The sequence below is a fragment of the Fusobacterium perfoetens genome, assembly GCF_021531475.1.
Taxonomy (GTDB): Bacteria; Fusobacteriota; Fusobacteriia; order Fusobacteriales; family Fusobacteriaceae; genus Fusobacterium_B.
The window spans coordinates 1-18,318 of record NZ_JADYTX010000042.1; the positions used below are offsets into that span (position 1 = coordinate 1).

Annotated in this window: 16 protein-coding genes; 1 reads left to right on the forward strand and 15 read right to left on the reverse strand. The window is 29.2% G+C overall.

Going from position 1 to position 18,318, the window contains the following annotated elements:
• Nucleotides 1-131 precede the first annotated feature (131 nt).
• On the forward strand, nucleotides 132-1,016 hold the full coding sequence (locus I6E15_RS08760; RefSeq protein WP_235247428.1) for a LysR family transcriptional regulator: 885 nt from the start codon (nucleotides 132-134) through the stop codon (nucleotides 1,014-1,016).
• A gap of 19 nt (nucleotides 1,017-1,035) precedes the next feature.
• Here the strand turns inward: I6E15_RS08760 and I6E15_RS08765 are convergent, their stop codons facing one another.
• The 15 genes from I6E15_RS08765 to I6E15_RS08835 form a co-directional block, all read right to left on the reverse strand.
• On the reverse strand, nucleotides 1,036-1,602 hold the full coding sequence (locus I6E15_RS08765; RefSeq protein ID WP_235247429.1) for a thymidine kinase: 567 nt from the start codon (nucleotides 1,600-1,602) through the stop codon (nucleotides 1,036-1,038).
• A 104-nt stretch (nucleotides 1,603-1,706) separates the two neighbouring features.
• Nucleotides 1,707-3,941, reverse strand: coding sequence for a hydratase (locus tag I6E15_RS08770; RefSeq protein WP_235247430.1), 2,235 nt, complete (start codon nucleotides 3,939-3,941; stop codon nucleotides 1,707-1,709).
• Nucleotides 3,942-4,065: 124 nt separating this feature from the next.
• Nucleotides 4,066-5,619 (reverse strand): nitrite/sulfite reductase, encoded by a 1,554-nt coding sequence (locus I6E15_RS08775; RefSeq protein WP_235247431.1) that lies wholly within the window; start codon nucleotides 5,617-5,619, stop codon nucleotides 4,066-4,068.
• Nucleotides 5,620-5,747: 128 nt separating this feature from the next.
• Nucleotides 5,748-6,404 (reverse strand): GntR family transcriptional regulator, encoded by a 657-nt coding sequence (locus I6E15_RS08780; RefSeq protein WP_235247432.1) that lies wholly within the window; start codon nucleotides 6,402-6,404, stop codon nucleotides 5,748-5,750.
• 109 nt (nucleotides 6,405-6,513) lie between these two features.
• Nucleotides 6,514-8,064, reverse strand: coding sequence for a citrate lyase subunit alpha (gene citF / locus I6E15_RS08785; RefSeq protein ID WP_235247442.1), 1,551 nt, complete (start codon nucleotides 8,062-8,064; stop codon nucleotides 6,514-6,516).
• A 23-nt stretch (nucleotides 8,065-8,087) separates the two neighbouring features.
• Nucleotides 8,088-8,972: an HpcH/HpaI aldolase/citrate lyase family protein gene (locus tag I6E15_RS08790; protein ID WP_235247433.1), complete on the reverse strand. Its 885-nt coding sequence runs from the start codon at nucleotides 8,970-8,972 to the stop codon at nucleotides 8,088-8,090.
• Nucleotides 8,972-9,235, reverse strand: coding sequence for a citrate lyase acyl carrier protein (citD, locus tag I6E15_RS08795; protein WP_235247434.1), 264 nt, complete (start codon nucleotides 9,233-9,235; stop codon nucleotides 8,972-8,974). Before citD ends, I6E15_RS08790 begins: the two co-directional genes overlap by 1 nt.
• A 211-nt stretch (nucleotides 9,236-9,446) precedes the next feature.
• Nucleotides 9,447-10,943: a tripartite tricarboxylate transporter permease gene (locus I6E15_RS08800; RefSeq protein ID WP_235247435.1), complete on the reverse strand. Its 1,497-nt coding sequence runs from the start codon at nucleotides 10,941-10,943 to the stop codon at nucleotides 9,447-9,449.
• A 3-nt stretch (nucleotides 10,944-10,946) separates the two neighbouring features.
• Entirely contained in the window at nucleotides 10,947-11,453 is a 507-nt protein-coding gene (locus tag I6E15_RS08805; protein WP_235247436.1) for a tripartite tricarboxylate transporter TctB family protein, read from the reverse strand.
• Between the two features lie 76 nt (nucleotides 11,454-11,529).
• On the reverse strand, nucleotides 11,530-12,516 hold the full coding sequence (locus I6E15_RS08810; RefSeq protein ID WP_235247437.1) for a tripartite tricarboxylate transporter substrate binding protein: 987 nt from the start codon (nucleotides 12,514-12,516) through the stop codon (nucleotides 11,530-11,532).
• A gap of 210 nt (nucleotides 12,517-12,726) precedes the next feature.
• Nucleotides 12,727-13,638, reverse strand: a complete 912-nt coding sequence (locus I6E15_RS08815) for a DMT family transporter (RefSeq protein WP_235247438.1) — start codon at nucleotides 13,636-13,638, stop codon at nucleotides 12,727-12,729.
• A 157-nt stretch (nucleotides 13,639-13,795) separates the two neighbouring features.
• Nucleotides 13,796-14,005 (reverse strand): hypothetical protein, encoded by a 210-nt coding sequence (locus I6E15_RS08820; RefSeq protein WP_235247439.1) that lies wholly within the window; start codon nucleotides 14,003-14,005, stop codon nucleotides 13,796-13,798.
• 42 nt (nucleotides 14,006-14,047) lie between these two features.
• Nucleotides 14,048-15,436 (reverse strand): oxaloacetate decarboxylase subunit alpha, encoded by a 1,389-nt coding sequence (locus I6E15_RS08825; protein ID WP_235247440.1) that lies wholly within the window; start codon nucleotides 15,434-15,436, stop codon nucleotides 14,048-14,050.
• Between the two features lie 120 nt (nucleotides 15,437-15,556).
• Complete coding sequence (locus I6E15_RS08830; RefSeq protein WP_235247441.1) at nucleotides 15,557-16,531, reverse strand: biotin--[acetyl-CoA-carboxylase] ligase; 975 nt, start codon at nucleotides 16,529-16,531, stop codon at nucleotides 15,557-15,559.
• Nucleotides 16,532-16,680: 149 nt separating this feature from the next.
• The gene (locus I6E15_RS08835; RefSeq protein WP_328222090.1) at nucleotides 16,681-18,246 is read right to left on the reverse strand and encodes a helicase-related protein; all 1,566 of its coding nucleotides are present in this window, start codon (nucleotides 18,244-18,246) and stop codon (nucleotides 16,681-16,683) included.
• Nucleotides 18,247-18,318 lie beyond the last annotated feature (72 nt).

Below are 18,318 nucleotides of genomic sequence, written 5' to 3' on the forward strand. Positions count from 1 at the left end.
AGAAGTCCAATAGAATATAGGAAATTTAAAGAAAAAAATGTTGATAATTAAATTGAGTACTTGACAGGGTACAGATCACCATTAGGTTAAAATTTTTTTATATCTAATAAAATTTTTTATGGAGAAAACTTATGGATTTTAAAGATTGGGAAATAATAAAAACTATTTCTGAAGAGTTAAGTCTCACAAAAACAGCTGAAAAATTATATACTTCTCAGCCTGCTCTGACTTATAGATTAAATAAATTAGAGGAAGAATTAGGAGTAAATATTTTAGTAAGACACTCTAGTGGTGTAGTACTTACAAAAGAGGGAGAATATTTAGCTGAATATTCTAAAAAAATGTTGCTTGAATATGAACTTATGAAAAAGCATATCAATAATTTAAAGTTAGAAAATGAAAAAACTATAAATATTGGCGTAAGTACCACTGTTGCTAAATATAAATTAGCTTCGATTCTTCACGATTTTAAAGAAAAATATCCTGATATAAAAATAAATTTAAAGACGGGAGCTTCTTCTTCAGAACTTCCTATTCTGTTAAAAGAAAATAAAATTCAACTGGCTCTTTTAAGAGGCGATGGGGCTTGGGGAGATGTTAAATATATTGTCAATTCAGAACCATATGGAATAATAACCAATTTTCCCTTTGATGCTGAAAAATTGCAATCTCTTCCATATATACAACATGAAACAAAAAATGTAGTTTATTCTAAATTTTACTTAGAAGAATGGGCTAAATTTCATTTAGGAAAAGATAAAAAATTTGAAGTAATAAAAGTAGATTCAACAGAGGCTTCTCTTGAAATGGCGAAAAATGGAATAGGTTGGACAGTTCTACCTAAAATTCATATTCAAAATTTTAATTCCTTATTTTTTTATCCAATGTCAAAACCAGATGGAACATTTTTTGAAAGAGAAACTTATCTTTTAACAAAAGAGGAAAATCTAGAAAAAAATGAAATAAAATCTGCAATAAATTTTATTTTAGAGAATAAAACTAAATATTTCAAATAAAAAATAAGAGCCGAAACTCTTATTTTTTATTTTTTGTAAGTTCTTTATAACATACTGCACATACACCATTATAATGGTCTCCTACTGATATTCCATCATTATCTGCTTCCATATCTCCAATCATAACATTCATTGTAGCCTTTCTTTTTCCACAATGACCACAGACAGTTTTTATTTCATTTAAAGTTGTAACATATGGCAACATATAAGCTACCGTAGGAAATAATTCTCCTCTAAAATTACTCATAAGACCATACAAGAATATATTTATATCAAAATCTATCATTACTTGAACCAGTTGATCACAATGATGTTTTCCCAAAAATTGAAATTCATCTACCAATATCAAGTCAAGCTCATGAGATTTACAATAATCATAAAAATTAAATTTTTCATCTACCACTACAGCCTCTATTGTATATTCCATAGCTCTACTAGATACTACATGACCATCTCTCTCATTTTTATAAGGTTGAAATACCTCTACCTTTTTTCCTACACTCTTATTTCTATGAGCTGTAAGTAAAAGTTCTGATGATTTTCTTGAGCCAACAACTCCATAATAAAAATTTATTTTTCCAGACAAAATTTTTCACCTCTCTTATAATTCTAAAAAATATTATATCATTTTTCCCAATTAAAAACTACACCCTAATCTTATTTCTAAGATTTCAGGTGTAGCTATTTTTTTTATTTCTTATTGTAATTTATTAAGCAACCAGCTTTTATTATTTCTTTTTCCACATCAGTCAGATAACTTATTGAAAGATTTATTTCTTTTATTTCATCTGAAATAACATAAGCTTTTATTGATTTCATATCTCCATTTAAAGTATCTTTTATATTAGGAACATAGATATAATCATTTATTTCAAATTTTGCCTCTTCTTCCATTATAAATGGTATCATTCCCCAGTTAATTAAATTTGAACGATAACGTTTTGTTGCATATTCTTTTGAAATATTTGCTAAACCTCCTAAGACTCTTTGGCAAGATGCAGCTTGTTCTCTAGCTGATCCATCTCCGGGTTTTATTGCATATATTGTACTTCCAATTTGAATATCATCAAGATTTATTTTTTCTTGTCCAGATATTTTATTTATTTTTTCTATTACAACTTTTATTTCATTTGAAATATTTCCTGTTGCTCTATCTTTTTCAAGTTTATCAACTTCTTTAGCTCTTCCTACATACTCAGGGTCTCTTCTTGAAAGTGTAAATTCTGCAAGTCCTAATGGATTTGAACGATAAGATGATGTTTCTCCTGATGGAATTAGCTCATCTGTTGTTGTTACTGGATCCATTATTTTAGAGCAAACTTTTAATAAAATATTATCTGCTAAATTTCTCATCTCTGGCCAATCTTTAATATTTGGTCCATATTTTAATTCACTTTCAAAATCTCCTTTTTCAAATCCATAAAATACTCTATTCTCATAAGAAGTTTCATCAAATTTATATTCAGGTACTTGATGTTCTTTGTAAACTTCCTCTGCTGAAGTTAAAATTCCACCATTTAAAGCTGTTGCAGCAATAGATCTTGCGTCCATTAAAGCCACTGCTGACATTTGATTTACTCCTGGTTTTGATCCCTCACGATTTGGGAAATTTCTTGTAGTGTGACGGATACTTAAACCATTATTTACTGGTGTGTCTCCTGCTCCAAAACAAGGTCCACAGAAAGCCGTTCTTATTATCGCCCCAGTATTTGTTAAATCTGTAATAACTCCCTGTTTTAAAAGTTCTGTAAATACAGGTTGAGATGATGGATAGATAGAAAGTGAAAACTCTCCATTTCCACAACTTTTATACTTTAGGTAATTTCTCGCCTCTACTAAGTTTGTATAATTTCCTCCAGCACAACCTGCAATTACTCCCTGTTGAACCATAATTTTTCCATCTACTATTTTATCTGTAAGAGATAAAATTCTCTTTCCTGTTATATTGAAAGCCTCTTCCTCAACAGCTTTTAATATTTCATATGGGTTTTTCTTAAGTTCATCAATTTCATATACATTACTTGGGTGGAATGGTAGAGCTATCATTGGTTTAACTGTATCTAAATCAACATAGACACAACCGTCATAGTATGCTACATCTTGTGGATTTAATTCTTTGTACTCATTTTCTCTTTTGTGAGTTTTTAAAAATTCTCTAGTATCCTCATCTGTTCTCCAAATTGAAGATAAACAAGCAGTTTCAGTTGTCATTACATCAACACCATTTCTAAAATCTGTTGTCATACTAGATACCCCAGGTCCTACAAACTCAACTATTTTATTTTTTACATATCCTTTTTTGAAAACTGCTCCTATTATTGCAAGAGCTATGTCTTGTGGTCCAACCCAAGGTTTTGGTTTTCCATCTAAGTAAATAGCAATAACTTCTGGATAAGTTATATCATAAGTTTGTTCCAAAAGTTGTTTTACTAATTCTCCGCCACCTTCCCCAATAGCGATAGTTCCCAAAGCCCCATATCTTGTATGAGAGTCTGAGCCAAGAATCATTTTTCCACAACCAGCAAATTTTTCTCTCATAAACTGATGTATTACAGCTATGTGTGGCGGAACATAAATTCCCCCGTATTTTTTCGCAGCAGATAAACCAAACATATGGTCATCTTCATTGATTGTTCCTCCCACAGCACATAACGAGTTATGACAATTAGTTAATACATATGGAAGAGGAAATTTTTTCATTCCTGAAGCTTTTGCTGTTTGAATTATTCCTACGAAAGTTATGTCATGAGAAGCCATAGCATCAAACTTTATTTTCAAATTATCCATATTAGAATTTGTATTATGACTTTTTAAAATAGAATAAGCTATTGTTCCCTTTTTAGCCTCTTCTTTTGACATATTATATTCTGTTACAATATTTTTCCCATTTAATAAATAAATTCCATCTTCATATAGTTTAACCATTTTACCCTCCGTTCTTTTTGAATAATTGTATACAATTTATAAATAAATGATATCATATTTATATTATTTAGTCAATTACTTAAAAAGAAAAAAGAGAGGATTTTAGTCCTCTCTAATTTTTATACTAAATTAAATATGGTTTTACTATAGTTAAAAACTCTTCTTTTCTTTCTAAAAGTTGTCTAAATGAGATTTTTTCTTGGTCAAGTTTAACAGCAACTTCTCCTATAAATTTAGGAATATTTCTTGCTATAATTGTTCCAATTCTTTCTCCAAGTTCAGTTTTTTCTCTGCTGAAAATTCCTCCAATATATAAGTCAAATACATCTTCTAACACATCTCCAACTTTTCTTTTTCCTCCTGCAAATCCAATCTCATTAACTTGATGTCTTGCACAAGAGTTTTGACAACCAGAAATATGAATAGATGGTAATAACTCTTCAGGTATATTATTTTCTTTTAAATAAGTTAATATCTCTGTTAAAAGTTTTTGACTTTGTTCTATTCCCATTTGACAAGTTGGAACACCTATACAGCTTACACTTTGTTGAACTTTATTAAGCATTCTTACTGATTTTGTTAGTTCCAAAAGTTCTTTAATTTGCTCTTCAGTAAGATTTCTTACATAGATACTTTCTGTCATACTAAGTCTTGCTTCTGTATTTGGATTTTTATCCAAAAATTCTACTAAAGTTTTAAAAGTTTCTGTTGGTAGTTGTCCATTCATTGGATGTAATACCATAGAATATAGATTATCTTGTCTTTGAGGAATTACACAACTATTTTCTTCTAATTTATGAGAATATTTCTCTAAAGTAGTTGATAACTCAACAGGTATATTTACATCTAAGTTTAATTTTTCTTTTACTTCTTTTAGGTGTTTTTCGTAGCATTCTATAAAAGCTTCTACACCCATTCTTCTTGGGATATATCTAGTTCTTGCTTTTGCCTTATTTTGATAATCTCCCTCTGCTATGAAAAGTTGTGTCATTCCCTCTACATGATAAAGAATATCTTTTGGTTCTACTAATTTTTCATAATGAAGAGCTGGAGCTGGGTTTCCTCCTAATCCTCCTGCTATAAATAATCTGAAATATGGTTTTCCATCTTTTACAGTTGCCATAAATCCTAAATCATTTAAAGTTGCGTTAGCGCCATCTTTATCACTTGAAGAAAATGCTATTTTTAATTTTCTAGGTAATTTATAAGTTGTTATTTGACTCATTAAGTATTTTCCAACTTCAAGAGCAAAAGGTGTCACATCAAAATACTCACCTTTTTCCACTCCAGACATAGCTGAAAGTGAAACGTTTCTTGGGAAGTTTCCTCCTCCACCACGAGTATAAAGATTGTGGTCTATTGCCTCGTCCATTATATCACATACATCATCGATCCCCAAATCGTGTAGTTGTATAGCTTGTCTTGTAGTTAAATGTAAACGTTTGATATCATATTTATCTAAAAATGATACTATTAGTTTTAGGTGTGCTAAAGGAAGAACTCCTGAATTAGTACGAAGTCTAATCATGAATTTTTCTCCACCACGTTGGGCGTAAACTCCCATACCTCCAGACTTACCTTTAAAGTCACCTATTGAAACTTCTTTTTTTAGAAATCTGTGCCCCAATTCACGAAAATCATCTATTTCCCCTTTTAACAATTGATTGAATCCTTCCATAAAAGTTCTCCTCTCTAAAAAATTATTATAGATAAATTATATACCAACTTTTATTTTTTGTATATATTTTTTTGAAAATTTTTTTAGAAAAAGTGTTATTTTATTTTTTAATTAAAAAAAATTATATGTTATTTTATTCTTTCCTTAAAATATTGAATAGTTGACTTTTTAGAATTAAGAAGATGTTTTTTATTAACTTTTTTAACCTCTTCTAAGTTGTTTTCTATCATAAATTTTAAAATGCTTTTATGCTCTTCAAATGCCTCTCTTATTCTCTCCTCTTTTCCCAAAGATTTTATTCTTAATTTTCCAAGAATAAATGTATAACTTTTTAAAATTTTCAAAGTAAACTCTAAATCTGAGTAATCATACAAAATTTTTGTATAGTCTGTAAAAAGTTTTTTTGTTTCTTTCCAATTAGAGCAAGATATTTGAAATTCTGTTAATCTTAAATTATCCTCTAATTTTTCTATTAGTTCTTTATCAACTGGTTTAGACATTATTTTATCATAAATAATATCTTCTAAAGCTATTCTTATTTGAAAAATCTCCTCTATTTTTTTCTCATCCATATCAGTAATTTTTATTCTTCCATTAGGAGTTCTTTCAACTATTCCTTCAATCTCTAATTTTTTTATAGCTTCTCTCAATGGAGTACGACTCACTTCTAATTTTTCACATAAATCCAATTCTACTATTTTATCTCCAAAATCAAGCTCACCAGTCATAAATTTTTCTTTAAGTTTTATATAAATATTGTCGCTTATATTTATTCTCTCACGCATTTCACAACCTCTAATCAATATTTTTTATAAAAATATTATACTTCAAAAAATAAAATAATGCAAAAAAAACTGGCTTACTACAAAGTAGCAAACCAGTGTTTATCTAAATTTATTTAGCTTGTCTTATTACATCTATTACAGTTCCATCTCTATATTCTATAACTCCAACTATTGTATCTCCAAACTCTGTTTTTTCTGGTGTACCTGTTAGATGTTCTACATCTTTTCTAAGCTCCCCTATTGTTTTTGTTTTTATTCCAGCATTATCTAAAGCCTCTTGTAAATCTTTTCTGTTAGGATTTACACAGATTCCTCTCTCTGTTACTAAAATATCAACTGTTTCTCCAGGTGTAACAACATTTGTTACTTTATCTGTGATTATTGGTATTCTTTTTCTCATTGTTGGAGCCACTACTAAAGTAAGTTTTGCCCCTGCTGCTGTATCTGGTGCTCCTCCAACAGCTCCCATTATCATTCCTGTTGAACCTGTTAGTGAGTTTATATTATAATCTTCGTCAATTTCTGTTGCAGAAAGTATCATTACATCTAGTTGATGAGCTACACAAGATTTATTGTGTGGATTAGCATACATTGAAGATGACATCTCTAAATGATTTGCATTTTTTGCAACAGATGCTGCTGCTACTCCATCAAAACTTTGAGTATCTAAAATAGCATTAAAATATCCTTCCTCTAAAAGTTCAACTAAATATCCAGTTGCTCCACCTGAAACAAAAGATCCTTTTATTTCATTTTCTTTCATATATTCTTTTAAGAATCTACATACTGCTAGTGATGATCCACCTGAACCAGCTTGGAAAGAAAATCCATTTTTTATAGCTCCACTTGCTATTAAAACTTTTGCAGCATTTTCAGCTATTAAAAGTTCTTGAGGATTTTTTGTAATTCTTGTAGCTCCAGTTGCTATTTGTTCTGGATCTCCTATTGAATCTACAACTACAACATAATCAGTATATATCATAGGTATTGATATTTTTTGTAATGGAAATTCTACTAGATTATCAGTTATTGCAACAACTTTATCAGCATATTCAGCATCTACCATTGGATATCCCATAGCACCAAAAGCTGATTTTCCTTCACAACCATTCATATTCCCCATTGGATCACAAGCTGGTGCAGCAATAAATGCAATATCGATTTTTAATTCTCCTGCCTCAATTGCTCTTCCTCTTCCACCGTGAGTTCTAAATACAACTGGTTTTCCCAAAATATTATTTTTAGATATTTCTTTTGCAATCTCTCCTCTAAGACCAGAAGTATTTATTCCTGTAACCACTCCGTTTCTTATATGTTCGATTAAAGGTTCGTGAGCTTTTGTAAGTGATGAAGCTACTAAATTAAGATTTTTTATTCCCATTTTAGCTATTTCATCCATTACCATATTTAAAACATAATCACCATTTCTTAGGTGGTGGTGGAAAGATATTGTCATTCCATCTTTTATTTGACATTTTTCTAAAGCCTCTCTTATTGAAGCCACCAATTTGCTATCTCCAGGTTTTGAGCAAGATAATTTTACAGAACTTCTTTCTCCACAAGGAGCTGTTGCAAATGGTCCAGCATAAGGTTTAACCTCTCCATACCCTTCAATATAACTAGGAATTTCTCTATTTACTTTATTTATTAATGTTTTTATTTCCACTCTAATTCATCTCCTCTTTATTTGATAACTCCTGCTGCTTTAGCAAGTCTAACCACTCTTTCTGCTTTTGAAATAACAGGTATATCAACCATTTTTCCATCAACTGTTATTACTCCACCTCTACTAATATCTGCGGCTGCTGCAGCCTCAACTATTCTTAAAGATTTTTCAATTTCCTCTTTACTAGGAGTAAATACATCGTGAATTATTTTTATTTGAGAAGGGTGAATACAAGATTTTCCAGCAAATCCAAGATTCATAGAAGATTTTATTTCATTTTTAAATCCTTCCACATCAGCTAAGTCTGACCAAACAGTATCTATTGCATCGATTCCAGCTATTGAAGCAGCCATTGATACCATATTTCTAGCCATAAATATCTCTGTTCCCTCTTTAGTTCTTGTAGCTCCAAGACATCTTGTATAGTCTTCTGCTCCAAAAGATACGCTTACAATTCTTGGAGATGCTTTAACTATATCAAATACATTCATTACAGCTTTTGGAGTTTCAATAGATGCTTGTATTTTACAAGAACCTACTTCTATTCCATTTTCTTTTTCTATTTCTGTAAGAAGTTCGTCTAGCTCTTTTATTTGTTCTGGAGTTTCTGTCATAGCAAGTCTCATATTTCTAAGTCCAGCAGGAACTAAAGTTTTTACATCATCTTTTCCAAACTCTGTATAAAGTGGATTTATTCTGGCAAATATCTCTGTATCTCCGTAGTCCACTACTTTTAAAGCCTCAGCAAGTAAATCTCTTGCTGCATCTTTTTCAGAATATTTTACTGCATCTTCTAAATCAAACAAAACACAGTCTGGTCCATATAGATGAGCTGTAACTAACATTTTTGGGTTATTTGCTGGAGCAAACATCATTGTTCTTCTTGATCTTCTAATTGCCATTATTTATCCCCTCCATTCATAGCTCTTCTTATAGCTGTTCTTGTTCTTCCTTTTATAACAAAATCCAATGCACCAAAATCTTGAACTAAAACTTTTGCATTTTCAACTTTCATATCTTCTAAAACTTCTCTTACTGCTTTTTCCATTAATTTTCCAAACATTTTTTTTAACTTAGATTCTATTGTTATCTCTATTCCTTGAAAATCAAGATCAACTGTTACTAAAACATCAGAATCTTTTTCATTTCCACAAACGCCTATCATCTTTCCTCCTTAAAATATTCCAGTTTACAGAATATTGTATACAGTATTTATATTAGAATTTTAACTCTTTTTACAACTTTTGTCAATATAGTTATCAAAATTTATAATAAAATAAGAGAAAAGTTTTCCCTTTTCTCTTATTTCAATTAAATATTTATTTTTCTATTTATTGAGATTTTAAAAGAAAAGAATATTTTATTTTCAGTTATTTCTATTTTTTCTTTTCTAATGCAAATTTTATTAATGGATAAACTAACATTATTACACAAGCAGTCATTAAAACAGCTGTGATTGGTTTTGTAAATATTGTAGCTAAACTTCCATTTGTTAATGTATAAGCTCTTCTAAAGTTAGATTCACTCATTTGTCCTAATACTAATCCAAGAACAAGAGCAGCTGAATTATATTTTAATTTAACAAATAAATATCCTATTATTCCTGCAGTTGCCATTAATAATACGTCACCAGAGTTATTTTTTAAAGCATAAGCACCAATTGTAGCAAGCATTACAATTACAGGTCCTAATATTGTATAAGGTACAGCTAAAATTTTAGCAAATACTTTAGCTACTGCCATTGCAACGATAACCATTACAATATTAGTTACAAACATAGATCCAAATACAGATGCTAAGTAATCTGGTTGAGTTTTTACCAATAATGGTCCTATTTGAACCCCTTTAATTACAAGAGCAGTCATCATAATAGCTGCAGCGTTTCCACCAGGGATTCCTAAAGATAGTAATGGTACCATTGATCCTCCAGTAGCAGCATTATTAGCAGCCTCTGAAGCAACTATTCCGTCTGCAATTCCTGTTCCAAGTTTATCTGCCCTTTTTGAAACTTTTTTCTCTATAGCATATGATAGGAAAGAAGCTATTGTTGCTCCTGCTCCCGGTAAAATTCCAACTATTGTTCCAAGTATAGAAGCTCTTGTCATAGTAGCTTTTGTAGCCCAAATTTCTTTAAATCCAGGTAAAACAGTTTTTATTTTTCCATCTCCATCATCTTTAGAAACACTTTCTAATTTTGTTCTAGGTTTACCAGTTTGTTTTAAAACTTCTGTTACAGCAAAAAGTCCTATCATTACAGGAATCATTTCTATTCCAGAAAGAAGTGTTGAACTTCCCCAAGTAAATCTCGCTATACCAAGCATTGGGTCCATTCCTATACAAGCTAAGAATAATCCTAAAAGTCCAGAAATCAAAGTTTTTACTATATTATCACTATCAAGACAAGATAAAACTGAAAGTCCTAAGAATGAAACAGCAAATAGTTCTGATGGTCCAAATTTTAAAGCTATACTTGATAACTGTGGAGATATAAGTGCCATTGCAAAAGCTGCTACCATTCCTCCAACTGCTGAAGCCACTAGTGAAAATCCTAAAGCTTTTCCAGCTTCCCCTCTTTGAGCCATTGGATAACCATCAAATGTTGTTGGAGCACTTGAAGGTGTTCCAGGAATTTTAAATAGGATAGCTGTAATTCCTCCACCTGTAATAGAAGCACAATAAACTGCAACTAAGAAAGCTATTGCAATAACTGGATTCATTGCATAAGCAAATGGTAAAGCCAAAGCTACTGCCATTGAAGCACTAACACCAGGTAAAGCACCAAAAATAACACCTAATATTGTTCCTGCTGTAATCAACAAAAATGTACTTGGAGTTAATATAATTTTTAATCCTGTAAATAACAAATCAAACATCTTTTATAACCCCCTTTTTATGTTAAGAATTATAGTTTCTAATGATAATGCAAAGTTACGGAATATTCCAATTCCTCTTTCAAGTCTTATATCAAGTAATCCTTGGAAAATTGCATATAATATAAAGGTAATAATTAAAGAAAATACAAGAAGTTTTACTATTTTTCTTTCTCCTAATAATGCTCCATAAGCACTTAAGAATAAAAAGCAACTAGCTACAAATCCTATATATGGCATTACCAAAGTCATTGCTGCTATAAGTATCATTCCTAAAAATAGTTTACTTTTGAAAAATCCAACAATATCTATTTTCTCTTTTTCTTTTCCTTTATTTTGTTTTATTGTACTAACTATATTTGAAATTAAAAGTCCTACCATTAAAACTATTATAATTCTTGGCCAAAATGCTGCTCCTAACTCTGTTGGAGTTGGTGCTGGAGATTCTGCTCCGACTAAGAAGAAACAATAAATATTAAATATAATCAACCCTACTGAGAATAAAATATCCAAAATTTTCACCTACCTTTTATAAAAAAGAGGTGTAGAGAACTACACCTCAGATTTGTTCCGCATCCTCATCTAGTAACTAGTTTTTCTTACCAAAAAGTTCTGTTAAAGATTTATAATCTTCGTCCCATTGTGCTTTGAAATCAGCTCTGTTTAACCAACCTTGTCTTTGGTCTAACCCTTCTGTTTTTGCCCAATTTTTAAAGAAGTCACTTGCTAAAGCTTTTTCTGCTGCAGCCTCAAAAGATTTTAATGCTTCTTCAGGAGTTCCTTTTAAATAGAAGATTCCTCTTGATGGTCCAAAGAAACAATCGATTCCTAAATCAGCAGCACATTTAACATTTTCATATCCAGGTAATGTTAATGGTTTTTCTGTTGCTGAGAATAAAACTTTCATGTCTCCTGATGCTACCATTGCTGATACTTCAGCTGGTCCAACACAAGCTATTCCAACGTGTCCACCAATAACGTCTGCATTTAATTGTGATCCTTCAGTATATGCTACTGGTTCTATTTTATCTCCAAAAGCACTCATAACACAAGCTGCATCAAGTCCTGTTATTGTCATAACTCCTGCTTTTACTTTTCCAGGATTTTCTTCAGCATATTTCATTAATTCTTCATAATTGTTATATGGAGATTTTGCACTTGTTACAAATATATTACAGTCATGTACCATTTGTACTAATGGTTGAAGAGTTCCATATACATCATAATTTGTTGCTCCAGATATTTGGGCAAGCATTGGAGACGGAGTCGCCATTATATATGTATATCCATCTGCTGGTTGTTTTGCTCCAAACTCTATTCCAGATACTCCTCCAGCCCCTGATCTATTATTAACTACAACTGGTACTCCTAATTCTTTTTCTAATGCAGTTGCAAATGTTCTTGTAGTAGTATCTGCTCCTCCACCAGTACCCCAAGGACAGATGATTTCTACTTTTCTTTCCCATTCCCATTCACCAGGAGCTTTAGTTTCTTTTGAAGAATCTCCTCCGCACCCTGTAAATACTGCTAATGCTAAAGTTGATAATGCTGTTATAAGAACTTTTTTACTAAACATACTTCCACCTTCCTTTTTGTTATTTAGATAACTTTTAAATATATTATTCAGAATATTGTATACAATAATACTACTCAATATATTTAAAAAAGTCAATAGTTTTTTTAAAAAATATTTTTTTTAAGTTTTTTTTGTTCTAAATAAGTTTATAATTCTAAAAATTATACATATAAAAAAGCTAACTTTTTTCATAGTTAGCTTTTTTTCATTTTATTTTTTTGATTTTTCAAAATATTCTTTACCTTTAAAATAAAAAACTAGCGAAAATACTATTATTATCATTCCCACAACTGTATTGAAAGTAGGTTTTTCATCTGGAAGCATAATCCAACTAAGAATTGCTCCTAAAATTGGATTTATTAATCTACACATATTTACTTCTGAAACTTTTGTATTTTTATCTTGTAAAGCCATAAACCAAAAACTAAAAGCAAACACTGAAACAAATACTAAAGTTCCGAGACTTAAATAAAATCCCATTGGCTTTCCTATAAAATTTCTATATCCTTCAATTCCCACTCCTGTAAGATATAATAAAAATCCTCCAAAGAACATTTGAACAGCATTTAAAAATATTGGATCTATATTAGCTTTATACTCTGCAACTTTTATAGCTGAATAACCTTGGAAAATAATATTCATATATAAAAGTCCAATTCCTACGAAACCAATTGCACCTATTGGATTTCCACTTCCTTTTACTCCAACTATCATTAAAAGTCCTGCTAAACTTATAAGTATACTTATTATTTTATGCTTATTCAATTTATCATTTTCAGTCATAATATGACTAAGAATAATATTAACAAAAGGTGTTGTTCCCATTATTATTGATGAGATTGCACCATCTACCAAATTTACCCCTATATAAAAAGAGGCATATCCCAGAAAAATATTTACTATAATAAGTAGGGTAAATAATTTTCTGTTTTCTTTTATCTCTTCCCACATTCCTTTATGCCAAGTATATATAAATAAAATTATCCCAACTGATGTAAATCTAAGCCCAGCAAAATTTATTGGAGTCATTTCATAGCTAAGCCCTGTTTTAATTACTGGATTTACTATTGCCCAAAGTACTGATGCCAAAACTGCATAAATTAAACCATTTTTTCTATACATTTTTCCCCCTGATTAATTTTTTGATATACTACATATTTTAAGATAATATCCAATATATATCAACAAAAAATCCCTTTAATAATTCCATATATGAAAAAATACACTCTCCATCTTAAATAATTAAGGTAGAGAGTGTAAATATATTTTTAAATATTATTTAAAACTTTCTTATTTTTCTAATTCTATAATTTGAAATATCTTGGTCACCAGCAGTAGCTATTGTAGCTATCATAGCAGCTACCAACATTTCTGGTTCTGCTTCTAATTTTTCAAGTGTCAATTTTTCTTTTTTTAATCTTGGACTTGCTATTTCAACTTGTTCTACTTTTTCTTTACTTCCAAATATTTTTTTAAAAAAATCTAGCATATCTTTCATCACTTCCTATTTAAAATATATTTATCTTTTATTTTACCATTGTAGAAATATATTTATCTCTTGTATTTTTTTCGCTGGTTTTGGATTATATTTATTTTCTAAGAATTTTCTAGCATTTTCTGGGAATAGGGCATAGCTTAACACATCTTCCATTGAATGAGCTAAACTTCCTATCTCTTGTCTATATTTTTCCAACTCTGGACCTATTTTATCTGCTGGTCTACATGTTGTCGGAACTTCATTTCCTATTATTATTTTTTGCACCTCTGGATCTATTAGTGCTGGAGATTTTCCATATAATCCTCTTACATAATCTTTTATCTCTTTTGGTACTACTTTATATCTTTGTTTCATCAACACATTAAATACTGCTTGTGTTCCTACCATTTGTGATAATGGAGTTACAAGTGGTGGATATCCTAAATCTTTTCTTACTTTTGGTATCTCTCTTAATACCTCTTCATATTTATCCATTGCATTTTGACCTGATAATTGAGACATTAAGTTTGATAACATTCCTCCAGGTACTTGATATATTAAGGCTCTTGGTTCTGTTTCCATTACTTTTGGATTCATTATTCCATTCTTTCTATATTTATCTATTACACCTTTTAAATAATCTGCTATCTCACCTAATACTTCCATATTAAGTTTTGGATCTCTTTCTGTATCTTTTAAAATCTCTGCAAACACTTCTGTTGCTGGTTGTGATGTTCCACCAGAAAATGGTGACATAGCAGTATCTATTATATCTACTCCAGCTTCTATTGCATTTGCGTATAAAATTTCTGCTATTCCTGTTGTACAATGTGTGTGTAATTCAAGAGGAAGACGAGTAACTTCTTTTATTCTTTTTACAAGTTTGTAACCTACATCTGGTAAAAGTATTCCAGCCATATCTTTTATACAGATTGAATCTACTCCCATCATTTCAAGTTCTTTTACTTTTTTTACATAATACTCTATTGTATGAACTTCACTTATTGTATAAGCTATACACCCTTGACAATGTCCTCCATATTTTTTTACAGAGCTTATTGTTGTTTCTAGATTTCTAAAGTCGTTTAAAGCATCAAAAGCTCTTATTATATCGATTCCATTTTCTATTGATTTTTTTACAAATTCCTCTACCACATCATCTGCATAATGCTTATATCCCAATAAGTTTTGACCTCTTATTAGCATTTGTAATTTTGTCTTTTTTACTTTCTCTCTGATAAGTCTTAATCTTTCCCAAGGATCTTCATTTAAAAATCTTATACAAGAGTCAAATGTAGCTCCTCCCCAAACTTCCATTGAATAAAATCCTGCTTCATCCATTTTTTCAATTATTGGCATTATTTCTTCAGTTGTAAGTCTTGTTGCTATTAATGATTGTGCCCCATCTCTAAAAGCTGTTTCTGTTATTTTTAAATTTTTCATAGCCCCTCCCTTAAGATACTGTATACAGTATAAATTAAAAATATTATACTTTAATTAAAAATAACTGTCAACAAAAAAATAAAAGAACTATCAAATTTTTAATAGTTCCTCTGATAAATCTTACATATTTTTTAGCTCTTTTATTATTCCACTGTAAAGAACTTCTTTTTTATTATTTTCTTTTAGAAGAACTACTCCGCCTTTTTCATTTATCTCTATTAATTTTCCTGAAATTTTTCTGTTACTACTACTTACCAACACATCTTTATTTAAAAATTTAAAGTAATGACAATACTCTGAAATATTTTTCTTTCTATCAAAAATATATCTTTCATCACAAATTAATTTTTCAATCTCTTCCAAAATATTACAAATTAAATCTTTTCTATTTATTTCTTCTCCTGTTTCTATCCTTAGAGAAGTCACTTTATCTTTTAACTCTTTTGGAAAATTTTGATTATTAACATTTATCCCAATACCTATAACTGCATTTTCTACATTATTAGTATCACATTCAAGACTACATTCAATCAAAATTCCCGCTACTTTTTTATCATTTATTAAAATACTATTCCAGTCTGTTTGAGGATCTAATCCTGTTGTTTTTTTAATTCCTTTTATAACTGCTAAAAAAACTGTCAGTGTCAAAAGTTTTAAAGAATCTGAAAAAATATTTTTTTTAAGTAATATACTCATATAAATTCCATTTTCTTTAGGAGAATAAAAAGTCTTAGAATTTTTAGCTCTTCCATGAATTTGCTCCTCAGCAATAACTACACAACCATGTTCTAAAGTTTCAGACTCTTTTTTTAAATAAGTATTAGTAGAATCTATCTGCTTAAAATATAAAATTTCTTTTCCTATCTCTTGACATTTTATTGTATTTTTTATTTCATAATCTGATATATTATTATCTTCCATTAAACAATATCCTTTGTTATTTACACCGATAATATTATATCCTTTATCTTTTAAAGATTTTACTCCTTTCCAAATAGCTGTCCTAGAAACATTTAATTCTTCACTTAACATCTCTCCAGAAATGAAATTCCCTTTATTTTTTATTAAAATATCTAAAATTTTATATTTTGTCATATTTACTCCCTAGATACTTTTTGTGTTTATATATTTATTTTACCATATTTTTATTTTTTTCTCTAATTTTCTACAAATAAAAATACCAATCTTTAGAAATCTTTTCTTGATTGGTATTTTTTATTTCATTATTAAGTAAAATATTTATTCTAAATTCTTCCTAAAAAATATCTTTCTATAAAATCCCATCTTTCTGTATTATTCATTTTTTGTGTAAAAAATTCTTCCAAAATCTTATCTGCTCTTTTTCCTGATTTTTCTATTGAAGATAAAACTGAATTTGAATATCTATTTCCTTTTACTAAACTTTCTAATTTTGCAGGCTCATTAATTCTTATAAAAATTTTAGGTGTACTTCCACCTATAACCTCAAAAGTTCCCAATTCTAAAGCTTGAATTAGGTTTGCAACTTCTAAATATTTTGAATCTCTTGATAAAAATTTTACAAAATCTTTTTCATCTTTATCTTTATCAAACATTTCTATAAAATTTCTAATAATACTACTTCTAAATTTAGAAAAATTTCCTCTAACAAGAATATATCTATCTTCTCCTTTTTCTAGATCTTTTGTTATACGCAAAAATTTTTCTCCATCTTTATTACCAGCTTTACTGTAGGCAGTTCCAAAGAATGTATAAGTAAGAATTATATTTGTTATTTTTTTTATAAAAAGACTACTTTTACCAATTAGTAATTTTGCAACATCTTCTTCAAGTTCCTCTTTAGTAAAGTAACCTTTTCTTTTAGTTAAAACAGTAAATATATTTTCTAAATAATTTTCTATTTCGTTAAATACTTCTTCGCTACCTTTAACCAGTTCTATTTTTAATCTAATCCTTTGACTTAAATGTTCTGGATCAAAAATTTTTCCTTCAAAAAATTCTCTTATAAACATAGGATAACTTCTATCTTCATATTTATCTTCCCAATATTTTGAAGTTGAAAATTCATAAATATCTCCAGTATCAGAAATAACCACTTCTTCTGTTCTTTGATAAGTATAAATTCTTCTAATTCTTATATTTTGTTTTTTATCCATAATCTTTTTAAAATACTTTTTATTTTCTTCTGTTAAAATATCAGATACATTATTATCATTTATAACAACATATAGTGAAGAAAAAAATGCTTTTGGTCTTGCAATAACAACAGGAAATGTAAATTTCTGATGTAAGTCTTTCTCTAAAAAAAATAAAGCTTGTTTTACTTTTTTTTCTAAATCTTTTTCCTTTTCTGTAAAAATATGTGAAAAACTTTCTATTGATACTAAAAAATTTGCTTTATATTTATTAAGTTTATATAATTCAAAAAGTTTTTCTATAATTAACCTCATTTGCCATTGTTTTATGCCAGAAAGTCCTCTTAATATCTTTGGATATTTTAAATCCTTTCTATTAAAATCTATTTCAGCTATTCCTATTGTTTCTTTTTTCCTAGCACATCTTCCTACTTCTTGCACGTAATCTGCAAGATCTCCACTTAATCCATAATGATAAATTTGTTCTATGTCTGGTATATCGATCCCCATACCAAAAGCTTTAGTAGCTAACATTATTTTTCTTTTATTATTTTTAAAATCTAATTGTGAAGCCACTCTATTTTCACTAGCTAATTTTCCAGTATAATATACTACTTTTTGTCTTATATCATTTAATAATCCTTCATATGTTTCAGAAGCTTGTTTTGCAAATGGAAAATAAAAAATAACTTTGATCTGTACCCTGTCAAGTACTCAATTTAATTATCAACATTTTTTTCTTTAAATTTCCTATATTCTATTGGACTT